18 protein-coding genes are annotated in these 18,919 nt (G+C 47.9%); 8 read left to right on the top strand and 10 right to left on the bottom strand.

Annotated elements, in window-relative coordinates:
• Window positions 1–121 precede the first annotated feature (121 nt).
• On the top strand, window positions 122–772 hold the full coding sequence (gene plsY / locus BMZ54_RS31130) for a glycerol-3-phosphate 1-O-acyltransferase PlsY (RefSeq protein WP_089920993.1): 651 nt from the start codon (window positions 122–124) through the stop codon (window positions 770–772).
• A gap of 294 nt (window positions 773–1,066) precedes the next feature.
• Window positions 1,067–1,870, top strand: coding sequence for a M48 family metallopeptidase (locus tag BMZ54_RS31125; RefSeq protein ID WP_089920992.1), 804 nt, complete (start codon window positions 1,067–1,069; stop codon window positions 1,868–1,870).
• 128 nt (window positions 1,871–1,998) lie between these two features.
• On the opposite strand, the gene BMZ54_RS31120 is transcribed toward BMZ54_RS31125, so the two are convergent.
• Both BMZ54_RS31120 and BMZ54_RS31115 read right to left on the bottom strand, forming a co-directional pair.
• Entirely contained in the window at window positions 1,999–2,964 is a 966-nt protein-coding gene (locus BMZ54_RS31120; RefSeq protein WP_089920990.1) for a hydrogen peroxide-inducible genes activator, read from the bottom strand.
• Between the two features lie 166 nt (window positions 2,965–3,130).
• Window positions 3,131–4,390: a hypothetical protein gene (locus BMZ54_RS31115; protein WP_143081198.1), complete on the bottom strand. Its 1,260-nt coding sequence runs from the start codon at window positions 4,388–4,390 to the stop codon at window positions 3,131–3,133.
• A gap of 156 nt (window positions 4,391–4,546) precedes the next feature.
• Here BMZ54_RS31115 and BMZ54_RS31110 point away from each other — a divergent pair, with 156 nt between their 5' ends.
• The 4 genes from BMZ54_RS31110 (at window position 4,547) to BMZ54_RS31095 (ending at window position 8,037) form a co-directional block, all read left to right on the top strand.
• A complete protein-coding gene (locus BMZ54_RS31110) occupies window positions 4,547–5,284 on the top strand; it encodes a glycosyltransferase family 2 protein (protein ID WP_089921183.1) in 738 nt (245 codons plus the stop codon).
• Window positions 5,285–5,474: 190 nt separating this feature from the next.
• Window positions 5,475–6,269: an O-methyltransferase gene (locus BMZ54_RS31105; RefSeq protein WP_238386743.1), complete on the top strand. Its 795-nt coding sequence runs from the start codon at window positions 5,475–5,477 to the stop codon at window positions 6,267–6,269.
• Window positions 6,270–6,599: 330 nt separating this feature from the next.
• On the top strand, window positions 6,600–7,391 hold the full coding sequence (locus tag BMZ54_RS31100; RefSeq protein ID WP_202909408.1) for a carboxylesterase family protein: 792 nt from the start codon (window positions 6,600–6,602) through the stop codon (window positions 7,389–7,391).
• 91 nt (window positions 7,392–7,482) lie between these two features.
• Complete coding sequence (locus BMZ54_RS31095) at window positions 7,483–8,037, top strand: FecR family protein (RefSeq protein WP_089920987.1); 555 nt, start codon at window positions 7,483–7,485, stop codon at window positions 8,035–8,037.
• Window positions 8,038–8,111: 74 nt separating this feature from the next.
• Here the strand turns inward: BMZ54_RS31095 and hemL are convergent, their stop codons facing one another.
• The 7 genes from hemL to hemA form a co-directional block, all read right to left on the bottom strand.
• Window positions 8,112–9,404 carry a glutamate-1-semialdehyde 2,1-aminomutase gene (hemL, locus tag BMZ54_RS31090; protein WP_089920985.1) on the bottom strand — a complete coding sequence of 431 codons (1,293 nt, stop codon included), beginning with the start codon at window positions 9,402–9,404 and terminating at the stop codon, window positions 8,112–8,114.
• A 33-nt stretch (window positions 9,405–9,437) separates the two neighbouring features.
• Window positions 9,438–10,409, bottom strand: coding sequence for a porphobilinogen synthase (gene hemB / locus BMZ54_RS31085; protein WP_262487628.1), 972 nt, complete (start codon window positions 10,407–10,409; stop codon window positions 9,438–9,440).
• A 24-nt stretch (window positions 10,410–10,433) separates the two neighbouring features.
• Window positions 10,434–11,345 (bottom strand): oxygen-dependent coproporphyrinogen oxidase, encoded by a 912-nt coding sequence (gene hemF / locus BMZ54_RS31080; RefSeq protein ID WP_089920981.1) that lies wholly within the window; start codon window positions 11,343–11,345, stop codon window positions 10,434–10,436.
• Window positions 11,346–11,444: 99 nt separating this feature from the next.
• Window positions 11,445–12,470 (bottom strand): uroporphyrinogen decarboxylase, encoded by a 1,026-nt coding sequence (gene hemE, locus BMZ54_RS31075; RefSeq protein WP_089920980.1) that lies wholly within the window; start codon window positions 12,468–12,470, stop codon window positions 11,445–11,447.
• A 9-nt stretch (window positions 12,471–12,479) separates the two neighbouring features.
• Window positions 12,480–13,211, bottom strand: coding sequence for a uroporphyrinogen-III synthase (locus tag BMZ54_RS31070; protein WP_089920978.1), 732 nt, complete (start codon window positions 13,209–13,211; stop codon window positions 12,480–12,482).
• Complete coding sequence (gene hemC, locus BMZ54_RS31065; protein WP_089920972.1) at window positions 13,201–14,121, bottom strand: hydroxymethylbilane synthase; 921 nt, start codon at window positions 14,119–14,121, stop codon at window positions 13,201–13,203. The genes BMZ54_RS31070 and hemC overlap by 11 nt, the downstream gene beginning before the upstream one ends.
• 8 nt (window positions 14,122–14,129) lie before the next feature.
• A complete protein-coding gene (hemA, locus tag BMZ54_RS31060) occupies window positions 14,130–15,473 on the bottom strand; it encodes a glutamyl-tRNA reductase (RefSeq protein ID WP_238386742.1) in 1,344 nt (447 codons plus the stop codon).
• Window positions 15,474–15,597: 124 nt separating this feature from the next.
• Between hemA and hemH the strand changes: the two genes are divergently transcribed.
• Window positions 15,598–16,635: a ferrochelatase gene (hemH, locus tag BMZ54_RS31055; protein WP_089920969.1), complete on the top strand. Its 1,038-nt coding sequence runs from the start codon at window positions 15,598–15,600 to the stop codon at window positions 16,633–16,635.
• Between the two features lie 112 nt (window positions 16,636–16,747).
• Window positions 16,748–18,115, top strand: a complete 1,368-nt coding sequence (hemG, locus tag BMZ54_RS31050; protein ID WP_089920968.1) for a protoporphyrinogen oxidase — start codon at window positions 16,748–16,750, stop codon at window positions 18,113–18,115.
• On the opposite strand, the gene BMZ54_RS33275 is transcribed toward hemG, so the two are convergent.
• Window positions 18,045–18,872, bottom strand: a complete 828-nt coding sequence (locus tag BMZ54_RS33275; RefSeq protein WP_202909407.1) for a DoxX family protein — start codon at window positions 18,870–18,872, stop codon at window positions 18,045–18,047. The genes hemG and BMZ54_RS33275 overlap by 71 nt on opposite strands.
• Window positions 18,873–18,919 lie beyond the last annotated feature (47 nt).

Genomic DNA, 18,919 nt, shown 5'->3' with positions numbered 1-18,919 from the left:
AATAATTATATTTAACAATCATAAAAAACAAGAATTATTCAACTTTCGTGTTAAAGAAAAAAATAATATTTTATTAATTTTGGCGCAGATTTTCGTTATCTTAGCATTCTAACTTATTGTGATGATAGAATTGTTATTCCTTATTTGTGCCTATCTCATAGGATCAGTGCCTACCGCCGTTTGGGTTAGCAAAGGGGTTTTTGGTATGGATATACGGGAGTATGGCAGCGGCAATGCCGGTGCTACCAATACTTTCCGTGTACTGGGCCCTAAAGCCGGAACCTTTGTAATGGTGGTGGATATGCTGAAGGGAGTTATAGCAGTCAGGCTTTCCTATCTTTTACCCTATTACCAGAACTCAGATCATTTAACACAGCTCGTAAACTTCCAGATCGGGTTAGGTTTGGCCGCTGTAGTGGGCCACATTTTTCCGATATGGGCCGGTTTCAAAGGCGGTAAAGGTATTGCCACCCTGTTTGGGCTGGTGCTGGCCATACAGCCTATTGTAGCCGTTTGTTGTGTAGGCGTATTCTTAATGATCCTGTTCTTTACAAGGTATGTATCACTGAGCTCTATTATAGCCAGTATTGCATTCCCGATCCTGATCCTTTACATCTTTAACGAGCCGGAGGTTTTTTACCGCATTTTTGCCATAGCGGTAGCCTTGATGGTGGTATTAACCCACCAGAAGAACATTGCGCGCCTGCTTACCGGTAACGAGAACAAGGTGCCGCTGTTCAAAAACAGAAGGGGTTTCCGCCGTAAACCCTGATCATCTTTCCTTTCGATATAAGTTCCACTTATTTATATACATCAGTCAAATATCACTGCCAGGTAGTGCAGGTGGTTCTTTTTTATAAAAGAGCAACCTGCATACCTGCTTTGATAGCGGTTTTGCACGATTCCCGAAAATTTGCTGACCCTGTTTGTTTGGCATACCGATTGCACTAAGTATTTTTGCCACTGAACCAACTTACAATCATCCTGGATTGTTATGGTAGAAATATGCGAACCTGTAGTATAGGAGTTGGTATAGTTGGCTTAAGAAAAACAAATGACTTCACCCATGAAAAAGACTGTTTTATTTTTAACTGCCGGCCTGGGATTTATGGCTGCCTGTACCAGGGTGCCTATTACCGGCCGCAGTCAGCTGAACCTGATCCCCGAAAGTCAAATGCAGTCTATGGCACTGCAGGAGTACCAGAGCTTTTTAACAGAGAACAAAGCGGTTTCCCCTGCGGCCAGTAAAGATGCTGAAATGGTTAAAAGGGTAGGCTCACGCATAGCCGGTGCGGTAACCCGTTATATGAACGATCATAATGCCGGCAAAGAGATCTCCACCTATAAATGGGAATTTAACCTGGTAAATAATAAGGAAGTGAATGCCTGGTGTATGCCGGGTGGTAAGGTAGTAGTGTACACCGGCCTGCTGCCGGTTACGCAGAATGAAACTGCGCTTGCCTGCGTAATGGGACATGAAATTGCGCACGCCATTGCCCGCCATGGTAATGAGCGTATGAGCCAGGGCCTGATAGCGCAAGGTATACAGGTAGCAGGTTCCGTAGCGCTGAACCGCAACCCGCAGGCACAGAACATCTTTTTACAATCTTTTGGCGTAGGTGGTAATGTGGGCCTGATGGCCTTTTCCCGCCAGAACGAGCTGGAAGCCGATCACCTGGGCGTGATCTTTATGGCGATGGCCGGTTACAACCCGCAGGAAGCTATTCCCTTCTGGCAGCGTATGGCCAATACCGGCGGCGGACAAAAACCACCTGAGCTTTTAAGCACCCACCCCAGTGACGCCCGCCGCGTACAGCAGCTGCAACAGCTGATGCCGGAGGCAATGAAGTATTATACGCCCGCGAAGTAGCGGAAAGCATAAAGCAAAAAGCATAAAGCTAATGCAGCGATTGCAGCAGCTTTATGCTTTTTTATTGCTATTATTTTAGACGGTGTACCTGGCTTTATGCTTTCTGCTTTGCGCTTTCAGCTCTATCTTTAGCTTTCAGCTTTAAGCACTTTCTCCGGCACAATATCCACTACTCTTCTTTGCTTCTGCACTTTCATTTTCTCCGGTACCTGCGACAGTATTTCCTTTTTAAAGGCCCCGATCAGCGCCTGTTTAATGAAAAAGCGATGCGTGACCAAACTGATCTCCCGCACCGGCTCCGGTGTCTTAAAATAGCGTACCATGTTCATTTGGCGGGTGCTAAGGTCCTGCAGGGAAAGCTCCGGTAAGATCGTATATCCTTCATTCAGGTCTACCATTCTTTTCAGGGTTTCTACACTCCCGGTATTATATTCCAAATTCTTGTATTCGCCCATGGTAAACTTATCGCGGCAAATGTTTAATACCTGGTTGCGCATACAATGCCCTTCATTCAGCAGCCATACTTCTTTTACATCCAGGTCCTCCGGTTTAATGAATTTCTTGCTGAACAGCTCATTGCTTTTAGCGGTATATACTACAAAGGATTCATAAAACAGCGGCTGCTCTTCCAGGTTGGGATTATGCAGGGGAGTGGCCAGCAGCCCGCAATCCAGCAGTTCCAGCTTCAGTTGCTGCATGATCTGTTCTGTGGGATATTCCCATATTTCCAGCTTAACCTTGGGATATTTTTTCATGAAGCCCGTAAGAATGCGCGGCAGCAGGTAAGGGGCCAGGGTAGGGATAATACCTACCTTCAGGTTGCCCTGGATCTCTTTTTTATGGCCGGCAATAATTTCCTTAATGCGGGAGCTTTCTTTTAATATTACGCGGGATTGCGCTATTACAGAGATGCCTATTTCTGTGGGTACTACGGGCAGCTTGCTCCGGTCAAAGATCTTGATACCCAGTTCATCTTCCAGCTTCTGTATCTGCATGCTTAGGGTAGGTTGTGTTACAAAACACTTTTCTGCTGCTACCACAAAGCTTCTGTACGTATCTACCGCTACAATGTATTCCAGTTGTACAGTGGTCATTGTTCCCTATTTTATAGATTAAAGGTATAGAGAATATCTATAATTACGAATTTTCAATTACGAATTGGTTCTGCACAAAAAAAGTCCCGCATCATAAATGCAGGACTCCTAATTAAAACGTAATACTGAAATATGCTATACTCAATTCGTAATTGAAAATTCGTAATTAAAAGATGCGGTAACGGTATTTCACCTTATCCGTATTGTTATACAGCTCCTTAATGTTTATGGAAGCCTGTATATCGGCCACCGCTTCATTTTTCAGGTTACGGAATTCCGCCTGCTTGCTGTCAATAATATTCTGCGCTGCCAAACCGTTATCCTGCGCTATTTTCAGGGAGCTGTTCACTTTGCTGTAATAAGAATCCAGCAGGGTAAAGTACTCATTATACAGGTTCTCAAAACGTTTGGTTTGCAGGATCAGGTCTTCCAGCTGGTTATTCACTTCTTTCAGGTTCGGATTTTCGCGCAGCAGCAATTCATAATCTATCCGTTTGCCTTTGGAGTACTTGGTTTCAAGCTGGCCAAAGAAATCCACTACCTTTTCTTTTTTGAAGTCCAGGAAAAAATCATTCATGGTTTCTCCAATGGGTTTGTTGCCCCGCTGCGGCAGCTGAAATTTAAGCGCGCTGGCAGTGAACATCAGGTGATCATACAGGTTATCCTGCAACAGGGTCAGCTGGTCTTTGTTAAAGTTCAGGCCAAACTCAAATTTCTGATTGGCATCATTTAATGCCGTATAGTATACTACGTATTTATTCAGCTCTTTTTCAAATTCCTGCAGCGTTTTCTGGTTGATCTGCTTATTGTTCACGCTTACGCTGTGCAGGAAGTTCATTACGGAGTTGGCAATGGCCAGGGGAGGAGTTAATGAGGTAAAGCTCTGGAAAATGGGGCTGTTAATAATGGATTTAGTGGATTCCACTATTTTGCCATTTTTTTCGCCTTTGTCTGCATTGCCTTTCAGCACTATTTTTTCTACCAGTTCTACAATACGGTCGCTGAAGGAAAAGCCCAGCTCTTTACTTTCCGGGTTGTTCAGCGCAGTAATGAACACGTCCAGGTTATTGGTAGTGGTACGTGATTTTAAGTCAATTATCTTTTTGTTAAGTAAGTAGTAAGTTTCACTGGCGTTGATCAGGTTATTCTTAATCAGCTCGTATTTGGTCAGGTTGTCTATTTCCTTTCCCTGTAATAAACCCTGAATGGCGCTGGAATTTTGACGGTCGCTGTCCGCTACTTTCTGCAGGTCTTCAATAAGCCTCCTGATAGTGGTATCGGCTGTTCTGATGTTGGTCCGCATTTCCTGTGGCTGTGTTACCGTTACCGGCACCGTATCTGTTTTCGGCTTTTCCTGGGCCCGGGCCGTCACAATGCCACTTATCATCAGTGAAAACAGGGAAACACATCTTGAAGCATTTTTCATATAAAGCAAGTTCATGCAGTGTTCGCTTTTTATTAACAATATGTTAAGAAAATATGGTGCCAAAAATAAATTCAGGTGCAAAGATAGTACGATTTTATTTGATAGGTAGGATTGCCAGGTTTCCTGTTATATTTGCAAGCCAAATGGCCACTTTTTATGCTGAATAGTAAAAAGATAATAGTGGTATTACCAGCCTATAATGCAGCATTAACGCTGGAAAAAACCTATCAGGAGATCCCATTTGACATTGTAGATGAGGTGGTGCTGGTAGATGATGCCAGCCGGGACGATACATCGCAGGTAGGCCGGGAGCTGGGCATACAGCATATTATCCGCCATGACCGTAACAAGGGATACGGCGGTAACCAGAAGAGCTGTTATAACAAGGCCCTGGAGCTGGGCGCTGATATTGTAATTATGGTACATCCTGATTATCAATACACTCCTAAGCTAATACAGGCTATGTGCAGTATTATTGCAAACGGGGTATACCCGGTAGTGTTAGGCTCGCGCATTTTAGGAAAAGGCGCCCTGAAAGGGGGAATGCCCATCTATAAATATATTTTTAACCGGTTCCTGACCCTGGCGCAGAACATTCTTATTAACGAGAAGCTGAGTGAGTACCATACCGGTTACCGGGCCTTTTCCCGTGAAGTATTGGAGAACATCCGTTACATGCATAACAGCGACGATTTTATTTTTGATAATGAAATGATATCGCAGATCTTCATGAAAGGGTATGAAATAGGGGAGGTTACCTGCCCGACCAAGTATTTTGAAGAAGCGTCCAGCATTAATTTCCGGCGTAGCAGTATCTATGGCCTGGGCGTGTTGCGGGTATCGCTGCAGCATTGCCTGCACCGCTGGGGATGGATCAAGGGGAAGATCTATTAAACAATTTTAGATTTTAGATGTACGATTTTAGATTTTGACCAGCTATACTTTAACCGCCTGCAAGTCAATCTAAGATCGTATATCTGATAAACAGTTATAGATTTACAGTTTACGGTCTTAGATTGAATTACAGTGCGCACCATACGCAGGACAAAAAATCCAAGATCGTAAATCTGAAATCGTAAATCAGATGATGGCCCACAAGTTTGAATTTGCTAAAAAATACCTGCGCTACTATTTTACCGCGGGCAACCGGCACGATGTGCATTCGCCTTTTGTGTATGCTTTGATAGAAGAAGTACTGCGCGATAAAAGTAAGCCTAATATATTCAAGGAGGTGGAGGCCCTGCGCCGCCAGCTGCTGCAAACCAAAGAGGAGCTAACGGTTACGGACCTGGGAGCCGGCTCGCTCACCGGCGCCGGTACCGTACGTAAAGTAAGCGACATTGCCCGTTATGCAGCCAAACCGCCCAAATTCGGGCAGCTGTTCTACCGCCTGGTGCAATATCTGCAACCGCAATACATGCTGGAATTAGGCACTTCCCTGGGTCTTTCCACTGCTTATATGGCCCTGGCAAAACCAGATGCACAGGTGCTGACCATTGAAGGCTGCCCCAATATTGCCGCCCGTGCCCGTCAGAACTTTGAGCTGCTGGATATAAAGAATATTCAACAGCGCACCGGTAATTTTGATGATGTGCTGCCCGCCCTGCTGCAGGAAAAGCCCCGGCTGGACTGGGTATTTATTGACGGCAACCATCGTAAAGACCCTACCCTGGCTTATTTTGAGCAGTGCCTTACCCAGGCGCACGACCAATCGCTGTTTATTTTTGACGATATTCACTGGACGCCGGGCATGGAAGAAGCCTGGTCTACCATTCAGCAGCATCCGCGCGTAACGCTCACCATTGACCTGTTTTTCATTGGGCTGGTATTTTTCAGGCCGGAAGTGAAGGTGAAGCAACACTTCATACTGAAGTATTAATTACGGATTATCAATTACGAATTACGAATGGAATGCAGCGGAGATTATGATTATTAATTATTAGCTATTCTCAGCTACTAATTACGTAATTCAGGTTAAAATGCAGTAATGCGCATATGTAAGCTGACAGCGGCCGGTAACAGGTACCCTGGTACGGATAACCATAGATCACAGGCGGGCAGTTAAAATAAAACAGTCTTATAGCCCGAATTTGCCATCCGTACTACCTAATTCGTAATTATTCATAATCATAATTATTTTTAATGGAATTTGTGTCCCGCTTTGGCGGGATCGTAATTGATAATTCGTAATTTAAAGAAAACTTTCCCCATGCGTTACCTCTTATTATTTGCGCTAACGTTTACGAATATATTTTATATGCAGGCCCAGGATGTGGATATGAGCGCGTATAGCCGCGAGAACTTTTACAAAGATGGCGATACCCTGCAATACCGTATGTTGGAGCCTTTGCATTACGATAGCTATAAAAAATACCCGGTCATTATTTTCCTGCATGGCTCCGGGGAGCGTGGCAGGGATAATGCGGCCCAGCTGCTGCATGGAGGCGCGCTGTTCCTGAAAGATTCCCTCCGGAAGGCATTCCCGGCTATCGTAATATTCCCGCAATGCCCGCCGGGTATGACCTGGGCGCCTTTCCGGCTAAAACGGGATACTTCGGGTAAGGTTACCGGTGCAGAGTTCCCGGCAGATGTGCCACAGCCTAAACCGGGCGCGCTGGTAAAAGCCCTGCTGGACAGCCTGCTGGCATCCGGTAAGGTAGACCCCAAGCGGGTGTACATTGGCGGCCTTTCTTTAGGCGGTATGGGTACATTTGATATGATAGCCCGCTACCCGGACGTATTTGCCGCTGCTTTTCCCATTTGCGGAGCCGGTGATGTAAGCACTGCGGCCAATTATGCGAAAAAAATACCCGTATGGATCTTCCATGGCGGCGCCGATCCTGTGGTACCGGTACAATTCTCCCGCGATTTTTACGCGGAGCTGCAACGCCTGCATGGTGAGGTTAAGTATACAGAATACCCTGGCGTAGGCCACAACAGCTGGGATAATGCTTTCGCAGAACCCGGATTAGTGCCCTGGTTATTCAAACATCATAAATAAATGCTTTTTTGTAAATTACGCAACGTTAGTTGTGCATAATGGACCTAGATCAAAAATGTTATGCATAATTGATCATTCGTAATTCATAATTATGAATCAAGAACAAACTCTCGACGTGCCTCCCACGTTGTATGATAAGATCCGCCGCCAGTTCTGGTACGGCAAGTGGATGTGGGTGGCTGCTGTAATACTCTTTGTGCTTTCCTTTATTTTATGGCAATGGTTTGGCATGAACATGGTGCAGGTGCGCACCGGTGATGCCGGCAACCGTAAAGTGCTGCTACCGGATGCTTCCGAAGTACTGCTGGATGCCAGCTCTACCTTACGTTACCGCCAGCATTTTAATGAACGGGAGCAGCGGGAAGTATGGCTGAAAGGGGAAGCTGTTTTTTCCGTAGTACGGGAAAAGGAAGCAAATCAGCATTTACGGCCTTTTGTAGTACACACTGCTCCGCTGGACGTTATAGCCACCGGCACTGAGTTTGGCGTAAAAGCCTATCAGCAGCAAATACGGGTTACGCTGAATAACGGCCGCATTCACATTCATTTCAAAGATAAAAAGCTGCACGACCGTTTGCTGCAGCCCGGCGAAACGCTGGAATATAACGGTGATAGCGTACAGGTGTTCCCTGCAGCCCATCCCTGAGCTTATAACATCTTCTCTAAAACAAAATCCCGGCACATTGGCCGGGACTTTTCACGCTGCACTGGATTGATTTGTTAACTATTTGTAATAGCTTTAATGGCCTTTTTTGTTGCATCTATGGTGAAATCCAGGTCCTCCTGGGTCAGCGCATTGCTTAAGAACCAGCTTTCAAAAGCAGAGGGTGGCAGATATACGCCCCTTTCCAGCATGGCATGGAAGAAACGTTTAAACAGCTCGTTACTGGCGCCTGAAGCAGCGCTGAAATCAATAATGGGGTACTCAGCAAAATGCACGCTGAGCATAGAACCTACGTGGTTGATCTGGTGTACAATGCCCGCTGCGCCCAGGGCTTCGCGCATTCCTTTTACCAGGTAATCTTTTTTCTCTTCCAGGCGGCTGTATATCACCGGATGTTCATCCAGGATCTGCAGCACGGTGTAACCGGCTATCATGGCAATGGGGTTACCGCTCAGCGTACCGGCCTGGTACACCTTACCGGCAGGTGCAATATGCTGCATAATTTCTCTGCGGCCGGCAAAAGCCCCTACGGGCATCCCGCCGCCAATGATCTTGCCAAAGGTTACCAGGTCAGCTTTTATATTGAACAGCTCCTGTGCGCCGCCACGGGCCAGGCGGAAGCCGGTCATTACCTCATCAAATATCAGCAGTATGCCATTGGCATCACACAGCTGGCGCAGCCCTTCCAGGAAGCCCGGCTGTGGCAGTATACAGCCCATGTTACCGGCTACCGGTTCTACAATAATGGCAGCTATCTGCTCCGGGTTATCTGCTATCAGCTGTTCTACAGCAGGCAGGTTGTTGTAGGGCGCGGTTAAAGTGTCTTCCGATACGGCCTGCGTAACGCCGGGCACGGCCTGTATGTTCAGTGTGGCCACCCCGCTGCCTGCGCTTACCAGGAACGCATCAGCATGGCCATGATAATTACCTTCAAACTTAATGAACTTGTTACGCCCGGTATAGCCGCGAGCCAGCCGCAGTGCCGACATGCAGGCTTCTGTACCCGAGTTCACCATACGCACCTGGTCTATATTAGGCACCATTTTCACGATCTGCTCCGCTACTTTAATTTCCAGCTCTGTAGGCGTGCCAAAAGAGGTGGAGTAGGTGGCATATTCCTGTATAGCTTTTACCACGGGCTCATAGGCATGGCCTAAGATCATAGGGCCCCAGGAGTTAATATAGTCCAGGTAGCGCGCACCATCCACATCATACATATAAGCGCCTTTGGCGTGTTTCATAAAGATGGGCGTGCCGCCTACACTTTTGAATGCACGTACCGGTGAATTTACCCCGCCGGGGATCAGCTCCTGCGCCTTTTCAAATAACAGTTTACTTTGAAAATACATGGTGTTTGTTGTGAAGGGTGAAACATAGTTATGTTATGCCTGCAATAATCTTACCGCATCCTTGGCAAAATAGGTAGCGATAAGGTCAGCGCCGGCGCGTTTAATGCTGGTCAGTATTTCCAGGATGGCCTTTTCCTCATTCAGCCAGCCCATTTTAGCAGCAGCCTTTACCATGGAGTATTCGCCGCTTACATGGTAAGCACTAACGGGTACGTTTACACGGTCTTTAATGGTACGTATAATATCCAGATAGGAGAGGGCGGGTTTTACCATCACAATATCAGCGCCTTCTTCCACATCCATCAGGGTTTCTTTGATCGCCTCTTTGGTATTGGCATAATCCATCTGGTAGGTTTTCTTATCGCCAAAGCCGGGTGCGGAATCCAGCGCATCGCGGAAGGGGCCGTAAAAGCAGGAGGCATACTTGGCGCTGTAGGCCATAATACCCACCTTGTCGAAATTATTTTCCTCCAATATATTGCGGATGGCCAGTATGCGGCCGTCCATCATATCGCTGGGCGCTACAATATCGGCGCCGGCCTGTGCGTGGCTCAGGCTCATGCGGGCCAGCACTTCTACGGTGACATCGTTCACAATTTCCTGGCCTTTTACAATACCATCGTGGCCGTAGGAGGAGTAAGGGTCCAGCGCTACGTCTGTCATCACCACCATTTCCGGAACAGCGTGCTTAATGCTCCGGATGGCACGCTGCATCAGCCCTTCCGGGTTTACCGCTTCCGTGCCTAAATTATCTTTCAGCTCATCTGCACATTTAATGAACAGCAATATACTTTTAATACCCATGCTCCACAACAGCTTAGCTTCCTTCACGGTATTATCCAGCGAGTAGCGGAAATAACCGGGCATAGAGCTGATCTCTTCCTGCACATTTTCTCCTTCTGTTATAAATAACGGGGCAATAAAATCGCTGGGCGTTAATATTGTTTCCGCTACCATGGCGCGTATAGCCGGAGAAGTTCTGAGTATTCTGTTTCTGCGTATCATAATCAGTAAATTAAAATTATTCCATTAGCTTGCCCATTCCCTGGGTTTTAAATATTCCAGCAGCTCTGCCTCCTTACTACCCGGTTCCGGATGGTAGTCGTACTCCCAGCGGGCCCGGGGCGGAAGGCTCATCAAAATAGATTCTATACGCCCGTTGGTTTTTAAGCCAAACAGGGTGCCGCGGTCGTGGATCAGGTTAAACTCCACATAACGGCCGCGCCTATACTCCTGCCAGTCTTTATGAGCAGTAGTAAAAGGCAGGTCTTTTGTTTTTTTCACAATAGGCAGGTAGGCCGGTAATATAGCATTGCCATTAGCCTGTGCAAACAGGAACAGCTGTTCAGCGCTCCTGTTGGCATCCGGCCGCAGGTAATCGTAAAAGATACCGCCTATGCCGCGGGCTTCGTTATTGCGGTGTTTATTAATGAAATATTCATCGCAATGTTTTTTATACTGCGGGTATAGCTCTTTCCCAAAAGGATCGCAGGCATTTTTAAAGGTTTGATGAAAATGTTTACCATCTTCCTCAAACAGGTAATACGGCGTAAGGTCTGCGCCGCCGCCAAACCAGCAATCCTTCAGGTTCCCCTCCTTATCATACAGCTCAAAATAACGGAAGTTGGCATGTACGGTAGGCACAAAAGGGTTCAGCGGGTGTATCACCAATGAAATACCACAAGCCATAAACTGGCTGTCCTGCACGCCAAACTGCTGGGCCATTACTTCCGGCAAAGCGCCGTGTACTACAGAGGTATTTACGCCGCCCTTTTCAAACACTGCTCCATCCGCAATTACCCGCGATCTGCCGCCACCGCCGCCGGGCCGCTCCCAGCGGTCTTCCCGGAAAGTGGCTTTACCGTCAATGCCTTCCAGTGCGGTACATATTTCATCCTGCAGGCTGCCTATGAACGATATGAAGGATTCTTTTATAAGCATGTTTTTCCATTTTTAATTAATAATGAAGAATTAATAATTAATAATCGCAGGGCCAGCCTTCACTTATTATACCACACTACGATTATTAATTGTTCATTATTAATTATTAATTACTGTTTGCACAAACGCCTTCGCGTGGTCCACCGGTATATTCGGTAAAATGCCGTGGCCTAAGTTCGCAATATGCCGCTGCGGGCCAAAGGCTTTTAACATGGCTTTTACCGCCTTTTCAATTTCCGGTATGGGCAGCAGCAGCCTCGCAGGATCAAAGTTGCCCTGCAAGGTTACATTGTTGCCTGCAAAAGCGCGGGCCCGCTGTGGCTGTATACTCCAGTCTATGCCTAAGCCATGTGCGCCGGTGGCGGCCATTTCTTCCAGCGCAAACCAGGCGCCTTTGGCAAACATGATCACAGGGCACACATCTTTCAGCGCAGCCACTATCTGCCGCATATATTGTAAAGAGAATGTTTCAAAATCTTCCGGGCTCAGTAAACCGCCCCAGGAATCAAACAGCTGCACCAGGTCGGCGCCGGCAGCCACCTGCTCTTTCAGGTAAGCAATGGTAGTATCTGTCAGCATTTGCAGCAGCTGGTGTGCTACTTCCGGCTGCTGGTAGCAAAAACCTTTGGCCTCATCAAATGTTTTGGAGCCTTTGCCCTGTACCATGTAACACAGCAGTGTCCAGGGAGCGCCTGCAAAACCTATCAGCGGCACGCGGCCGGCCAGGGTTTGTTTGGTAAGGCGCAGCGCATCAAATACATAATGCAGCTTATCCTTTACATCAGGCACGCATACCCGTTTCAGGTCAGCAGCGCCTTTAATGGGGGCCGGTAATAAAGGGCCTAATTTTTCTATTAACTGCACTTCCAGCCCCATGGCCTGCGGCACTACCAGTATATCTGAAAATATAATGGCGGCATCCACGCCTACCTGCTCTACAGGCATTACCGTGATCTCCGTAGCCAGCTCGGGGTTCTCGCAGCGTTCAAAAAATGAATATTTGTCGCGCAGTTTAATATAGTCCGGCAGGTAGCGGCCGGCCTGGCGCATCATCCATACGGGTGTGCGTTCTGTTTTTTCTCCGCGTAAAGCTCTCAGCAAAAGGTCATTCTTCAAAGCGCTCATTCGTTGCAGTTAAGGTTTGTTAAAATATGCTGTGGCAGCGGCCAGCAGTGCATATGCACTGGGGCTTTCGCTGATAATGATCTTATTGCTGGCTATTGTCCGTAATGCTGCTGCGGTGGTTTCGCCTATGGCAAAACAAACAGTAGCTGCAGGCAGTGTATTCACCGAAAAAAAGCTTTGTACTGCGCTGGGACTAAAAAAGAAAATGCCATCATATGCAGCAGCATCCAGCTTTGCAGGTGTGGCAGCATTTTCATACACCACTAATTCATGCACGGTTATGTTGTGTTCCTGCAGTATAGTGGGCAGCTCATCCCGCCGTTGTTTGCCGCAAATAAAATATACCTCTCTCACATCTCCTAATGCTGTAATGGCATTAGCCAGCGCAGTAGCATTGGCTGCAGTGGCCTTGATGGTGCATTGCGGCAGCGCTTCCTTCACTGCATCCAGGGTGCCTGCTTCCAGGCAGCAAATGTTCCATAGCCGCCCTGGCACATAGTAGGTATCCGGCTGGTGCAGGTAATGGTTTTCCAGTATCTCTACCGCATGTGCGCTGGTAAATACCAGGGTAATGCGCTGCTGCAATAATGGAAATATTATATCCCACACCTCCTTTGATACAATGGGATGTATGGCTGTAAACGCTTCCACTGTTATATCCACACCCTCCCGGGTTGCCATTTCCAGCAGGCTTTCCGGCAAAGGCCTGGTGCATAATATGCGGGGGCGTTTATTTTGCATCTCTGATAGCGGCTACTATTTTGTCGCCGCCTTTTGCCAGGATCTCTTCAGCGGCGGTTTTTCCCAGGTCAGCGGCTTGTTGTACCGGTACCTGCCGGTGGGTTTCCAGGAAGGTGAGCCCATCCAGGCTGCTGAGTTCAGCGGCAAAGAGTAAGGTATCACCTTCTATATGTGCATATGCGCTGATGGGCGTAGTACAGCCGCCCATTAAAATGCGCAGGAAATCTCTTTCTATTTGTGTGCAAAGCGCGGTTACAGTATGGTGTAAGGGCGCGCAGGCTTCCCGGCAAAAAGCATCATCTTCCCGGCACACTACTACTACTGCGCCTTGTGCGGGTGCGGGCAGCATCCAGTCCAGCTCAATGGACTGCGCCGGGCGTAAATGGATACGCTCTAAACCGGCGGCTGCAAAAATAGCGGCATCCCAGTTCTCTTCTGCCAGCTTTTTCAAACGCGTGTTCACATTACCGCGCAGGTTATGGATCTGGTGCTGCGGAAACCGGCGCTGCCACTGGGCTTTACGCCGCAGGCTGCTGGTAGCTACATTGGCCGCATAGCCCGGCTGTTCCAGGAAAGCAGTATCCTGTTTATATACCAGCAGGTCCTTTACAGGGCCTCTTTCCAGTACGGCGGCTTGTATAATATTTTTGGGCAGCTGGGTGGGAACGTCTTTCAGGGAGTGTACTGCAATGTCTATACGGTTGTTCAGCAGGGCAATATCCAGCGTTTTGGTAAAAATGCCCTGTACGCCTATTTCATACAGGGGGGTGACCAGGTCTATATCGCCTTCGCTTTTTATGGGCACCAGCGTGGTGGCAAACCCCTGCGCTGCTAACAGATCCTTTACCAAATTAGCCTGCCACAGGGCAAGCTGGCTTTCCCGTGTACCTATCCGTATTTCTTTTTGCATGAATTGTATTAATCCTGTTTTATGCCGGTCTCGAAAATGTCGTTGATCATGGAGATATACAGGTCGCCTTTTTCGGTTTCCTTGCGTACTTTACCTGCCATCAGGTTGATCATTTTTTGTATAATGCGTGAAGATACTTCTTCTATGTCTTCCAGGTCATACTGGGCGCCGTTCTTCTGCTGCTGTATCTCGCGCGTGTGGATCTCGTGCAGCTTATCTTTTACTGCTTTTAATACCACGGCATGCTTGCGCATTTTATACCAGTACAGGAATTCGGCCATATGCTCTTCTATGATCTCCTGTGCGCGGGGCACTTCTTTCTGGCGCATCTGCAGGGTTTCATCCTGCACTTTGGATAATTCATCCACATTCACCAGCTCTATATGAGAAAGCCCGCCCACGGCCGGTTCTACGTTAAAGGGAATAGAGAGGTCGATCACCAGCTTAGGCGTAGCTGCCTGTAAGTGGGATGCCAGCACTGTAGGATGTGGTGCATTGGAGGCTACCAGTATTACATCGGCCTGTTGAAGGGCCGGCACCATTTCCTCGTATGGTGCAAACTTTAAACCGTGCACACAGGCAAAGTCTTCGGCTACAGTAGCGGTGCGGTTAATGAGGGTAATATCCTGTGCGCCCAGGTAGCTGATCATGTTCTTGCAGGTGTTACGGCCTATTTTCCCTACACCTACCAGCACGATCTTTTTATTTTGTATATCCGGCACCCTTTTTTCCAGTAAACGTATGGTGGCAAATGCCACGGATACTGTGCCGGCGCTCAGTCCTGTCTCGTTCTTAATTAATTTGGATACCTGTAAAACACTATTCACCAGCCTTTCGGAGAAGCCGCCCAAACAGCCATGGTTTTTGGCAAAGCGGGAGGCCGTGCGGATCTGCCCTACAATTTCATAGTCGCCCAGTATTTGTGAATCCAGGCCGGTGCTTACCTGGTACAGGTGCTTTACCGCATCTTCACCGGAACGTATATAAGCCAGTTGTGCAAACAGGTTACAATCGCCATTGGTTACCTTGCATACAAGGTCCATCAGCTGTTGTGCATCGGGTGCAAAACCATATATTTCTGTTCTGTTACAAGTAGAGAGTACAAAAAGATCATCCAGTTGCGCTGCTTTCGCATGCTCCAGTAGGCTCAGGTATTGCGCCTGATTAATGGCGAACAAGCCCCTGATCGCAGCATCTGTTTTTTTGTAATTGATCCCAATACTATGAAAATTGGTAATATCTTTTGAGTACGCAACCTGCATTTTAATATATAAGCTTCCGGCTGCAAAAATACTGGCAAGTGCAGTAACAAAAGGCATGTAGCTGGTCATTAGTGTGTCATTTCTCCTCATGGTAGTAAGGCTTCTTAAAAAATGATTTTTATCAGCTTTACTGCGCCTGTATTCTAACAATTGTATGACATTTCATTGTTTATTCGCATGATAGAACCGTTACTTTTGCAACAATTTCTGATAAATGGAAGCAAGATCTGATGTAGGCGTAGTGCTTATGAACCTGGGATCACCTGATTCTACTTCGGTTCCCGATGTACAGCGTTACCTGAACGAATTCCTGATGGATAAGCGGGTAATAGATTATCCTTATCTATTCCGCTGGCTGCTGGTTACACGCATCATTGTGCCGCGGCGTGCGCCTAAGTCGGCAGAGGCTTACCGTTCCATCTGGTGGGAAGAAGGTTCTCCATTGATCGTATTAACCAAACAACTGCAAAAGGCTGTGCAGCATGATCTGCAGATGCCTGTGGAAATAGCTATGCGTTATGGCACTCCCTCGCCAGCAGCTGCATATGATAAATTGCTGAAAGAAAATCCGCAGCTGAAAGAGGTGGTCCTGCTGCCTTTGTACCCGCATTATGCCATGTCGTCTTACGAAACGGCTGCGGAATACGCCAAAGAGGTGTATAAAAAGAAGAAATACCCGTTCAAGCTTACAGTTATACCGCCTTATTTTGACGAACCCGATTATATTAACGCAGTAGCGGAAAGCATGCGGCCCTACCTGCAGCAGGATTATGATCATGTGCTGTTCAGCTACCACGGTGTACCGGTACGGCATATACGAAAAGGTGATATAACGGGCAAACATTGCCTGCAGGTAAATGACTGCTGCCATGTGCAATCACCGGCCCATGAGTTTTGTTACCGCCACCAGGTGAAAAATACTTCAGAGCTGGTTGCGGCTAAACTGGGATTGCCGGCCGATAAATGGAGCGTATCCTTCCAGTCACGGCTGGGCCGGGAAGAATGGCTGCAGCCCTATACAGCGGCGCGTTTGGAAGAGCTGCCCAAAGAAGGTAAAAAGAAGCTGCTGGTGGTATGCCCTGCTTTTGTATCCGACTGCCTGGAAACGCTGGAAGAGATTGCCGTGGAAGGTAAACATTCCTTTATCAGCAATGGGGGAGATAGCTTTACCATGATCCCCTGTTTGAATGTGCATCCGCTGTGGGTACAGGCTGTAGTGAAGTGGTGCGGTGATATAACAAAAAGCTGTTAGCTGTTAGCTTTTCGCTGTTAGCGGGGAGGTAAATTGAATTGCTATAATTGAAAGCAACAGCTCTTAGCTAAAAGCCAACAGCTAAAAGCTGATAGCTTAAAAAAACTTCCTCATGAACAACACCATCCTTATCGCCGGCGCCGGTTTAACCGGTTTAACCATTGCCTACGAACTGCAGAAACGTAACCTTCCTTATCTGTTGCTGGAAGCCGGTAATACACCCGGCGGCGTGATCCGTACCCTTAAAAAAGATGGTTTTACACTGGATGCCGGTCCCAATTCTATTGGCGCTACACCGGCTACCATGGCCTTTATCAAAGAGATCGGGCTGGAAGCTGAGGTGCTGGAAGCAGCAGCGGTTAGTAAGAACCGTTTCCTGGTGCGCGATGGCGCTTTACACCCGGTATCTCCCAATCCTGTAAAAATATTATCGTCTAAATACATTAGCGGCGGGGCCAAATGGCGCCTGTTCACCGAACGTTTCAGGAAGCCGCAACCTGTTACCGGTGAGGAAACCGTGGCCAGCTTTGTACAGCGCCGTTTTAATAAAGAGATCAGCGATTATTTGTTTGATCCCATCCTGTCCGGTATTTATGCCGGAGACCCTGCGCGTTTATCTGTGCAGGAAGTATTGCCCTTTTTACCCAAATGGGAGCAGGAGTATGGCAGCGTAACCAAGGGCCTCTTTAAGAACAAGGGTATGATGGGCGGCCGTAAAATTATTGCCTTTAAGGGCGGGAATGAAACATTGACGGATCGTTTGCAGCAATTATTGAAGACCCCTGTGTGTTACAACAGCCGCATAACCGGTGTTACTGCTGCAGCGGAAGGTTATACGGTGCAATATAACAGTAACGGGCAAACGGAAACTGTACAGGCAGGCCGCGTGATCTTTGCTACACCTGCTTATGCCACGGCGCCGGTTATAGAGGGCCTGGATGCTGCTGCCGCACATTTACTGCAGCAGCTGTATTACCCCCGTATGGGTGTGCTGCATGTTGGTTTTGAGCGGGCCGCCGTACAGCAGCTGCCGGAAGGTTTTGGCTTTTTGGTGCCGCATGCAGCGAAGCTGCATTTCCTGGGAGCTATCTGCAATTCAGCGATCTTTCCCTCCCGAGTGCCGGATGATAAAGTATTACTGACTGTTTTTACCGGCGGCGTGCAGCAGGAGCATTTTTTTGATGAAATGAATGAAACCACGCTGCAGCAAACCATTGTGAGCGAGCTCACCACCTTGCTGGGAATAACCCAGCCCCTTGTGCTGCAGGAGTTTACCCGCTGGGATAAAGCTATTCCGCAGCTGAATGTAGGCCACCGGCAGCTACGCATGGCGGTGCAGGCTTTTGAGCAGCAATATCCCGGTATACATATCAGCGGCAATTATATTAGCGGCGTAGCGGTACCGGCTATTATTCAGCAGGCAGGCGTGTTGGCGGAGAAAATAGCCGGCTGGCCGGCAACAGCCACCAGGAAAGCATAGCCACAGCTGCAAACAGAAGGGGCGCAATAAAATGACCTATGCTGTCGCCACAGGCTATGTGTGAAGCTACTGCTCCGGTAAGGTTAAATACAATACCCGCGTACGCCCATTCTTTCAATAACGGAAACCGCGGCACGATCAGCGTTATACCAGCCAGTATTTTCCAGATACCCAGGATAGTGAGGAAGTACAGGGGATACCCCAAATGATCTACCGTGCCTTCTACAGTACCCCATAAATGCAACATTTCCCCTGCACCGCCCGACAGCAGCACAAATCCAAGGATTACAATGGTAGCCCAATATGTAATGGACTTCCATTTTGCCGGTTGAGCGGCGGGAGCGGCAGCAACAGGCGCCATACGGCGGGAGGCCGGCCGTAAAAACCAGGAAGCAACCGTTAGCGAGCCGAAAATAGCCGGCCAGATGCTTCCCTTAACATCACCCACTGCCAGATGAGATACAAAGGCACTGGAGAAAATGAAAAATGCGCCTGCATATGCCCATTCCTTCAGGCGGGGAGTACCTGGTATCAATAAAACCACGGCTCCGGGCAGCTTCCATGCCCCGATAATAAGCAGTACATAGGCAGGGTAGCCCAGCTGCGTCATCACCTCCCGTACAAAGGGTATTTGCCGCAGGTCCCAGGTGGAGCCATAGGCCAGCTCAAAGGCCAGGAAACCGGTAACAAGCCAGTAGGCAATGGTACGTATGCGGTACGCGGTGGTTGATTGTTGATATTTGATAGCGTTGTCCATGGTAGTATAAGTTTGTGGTTCATTACAATAATGACCGGGCAAACCGG

It is taken from the genome of Chitinophaga rupis, from assembly GCF_900109685.1.
Lineage (GTDB): Bacteria > Bacteroidota > Bacteroidia > Chitinophagales > Chitinophagaceae > Chitinophaga > Chitinophaga rupis.
Note: the sequence above shows the minus strand (reverse complement) of the source record. Positions and strands in the feature narration are given on the sequence as shown.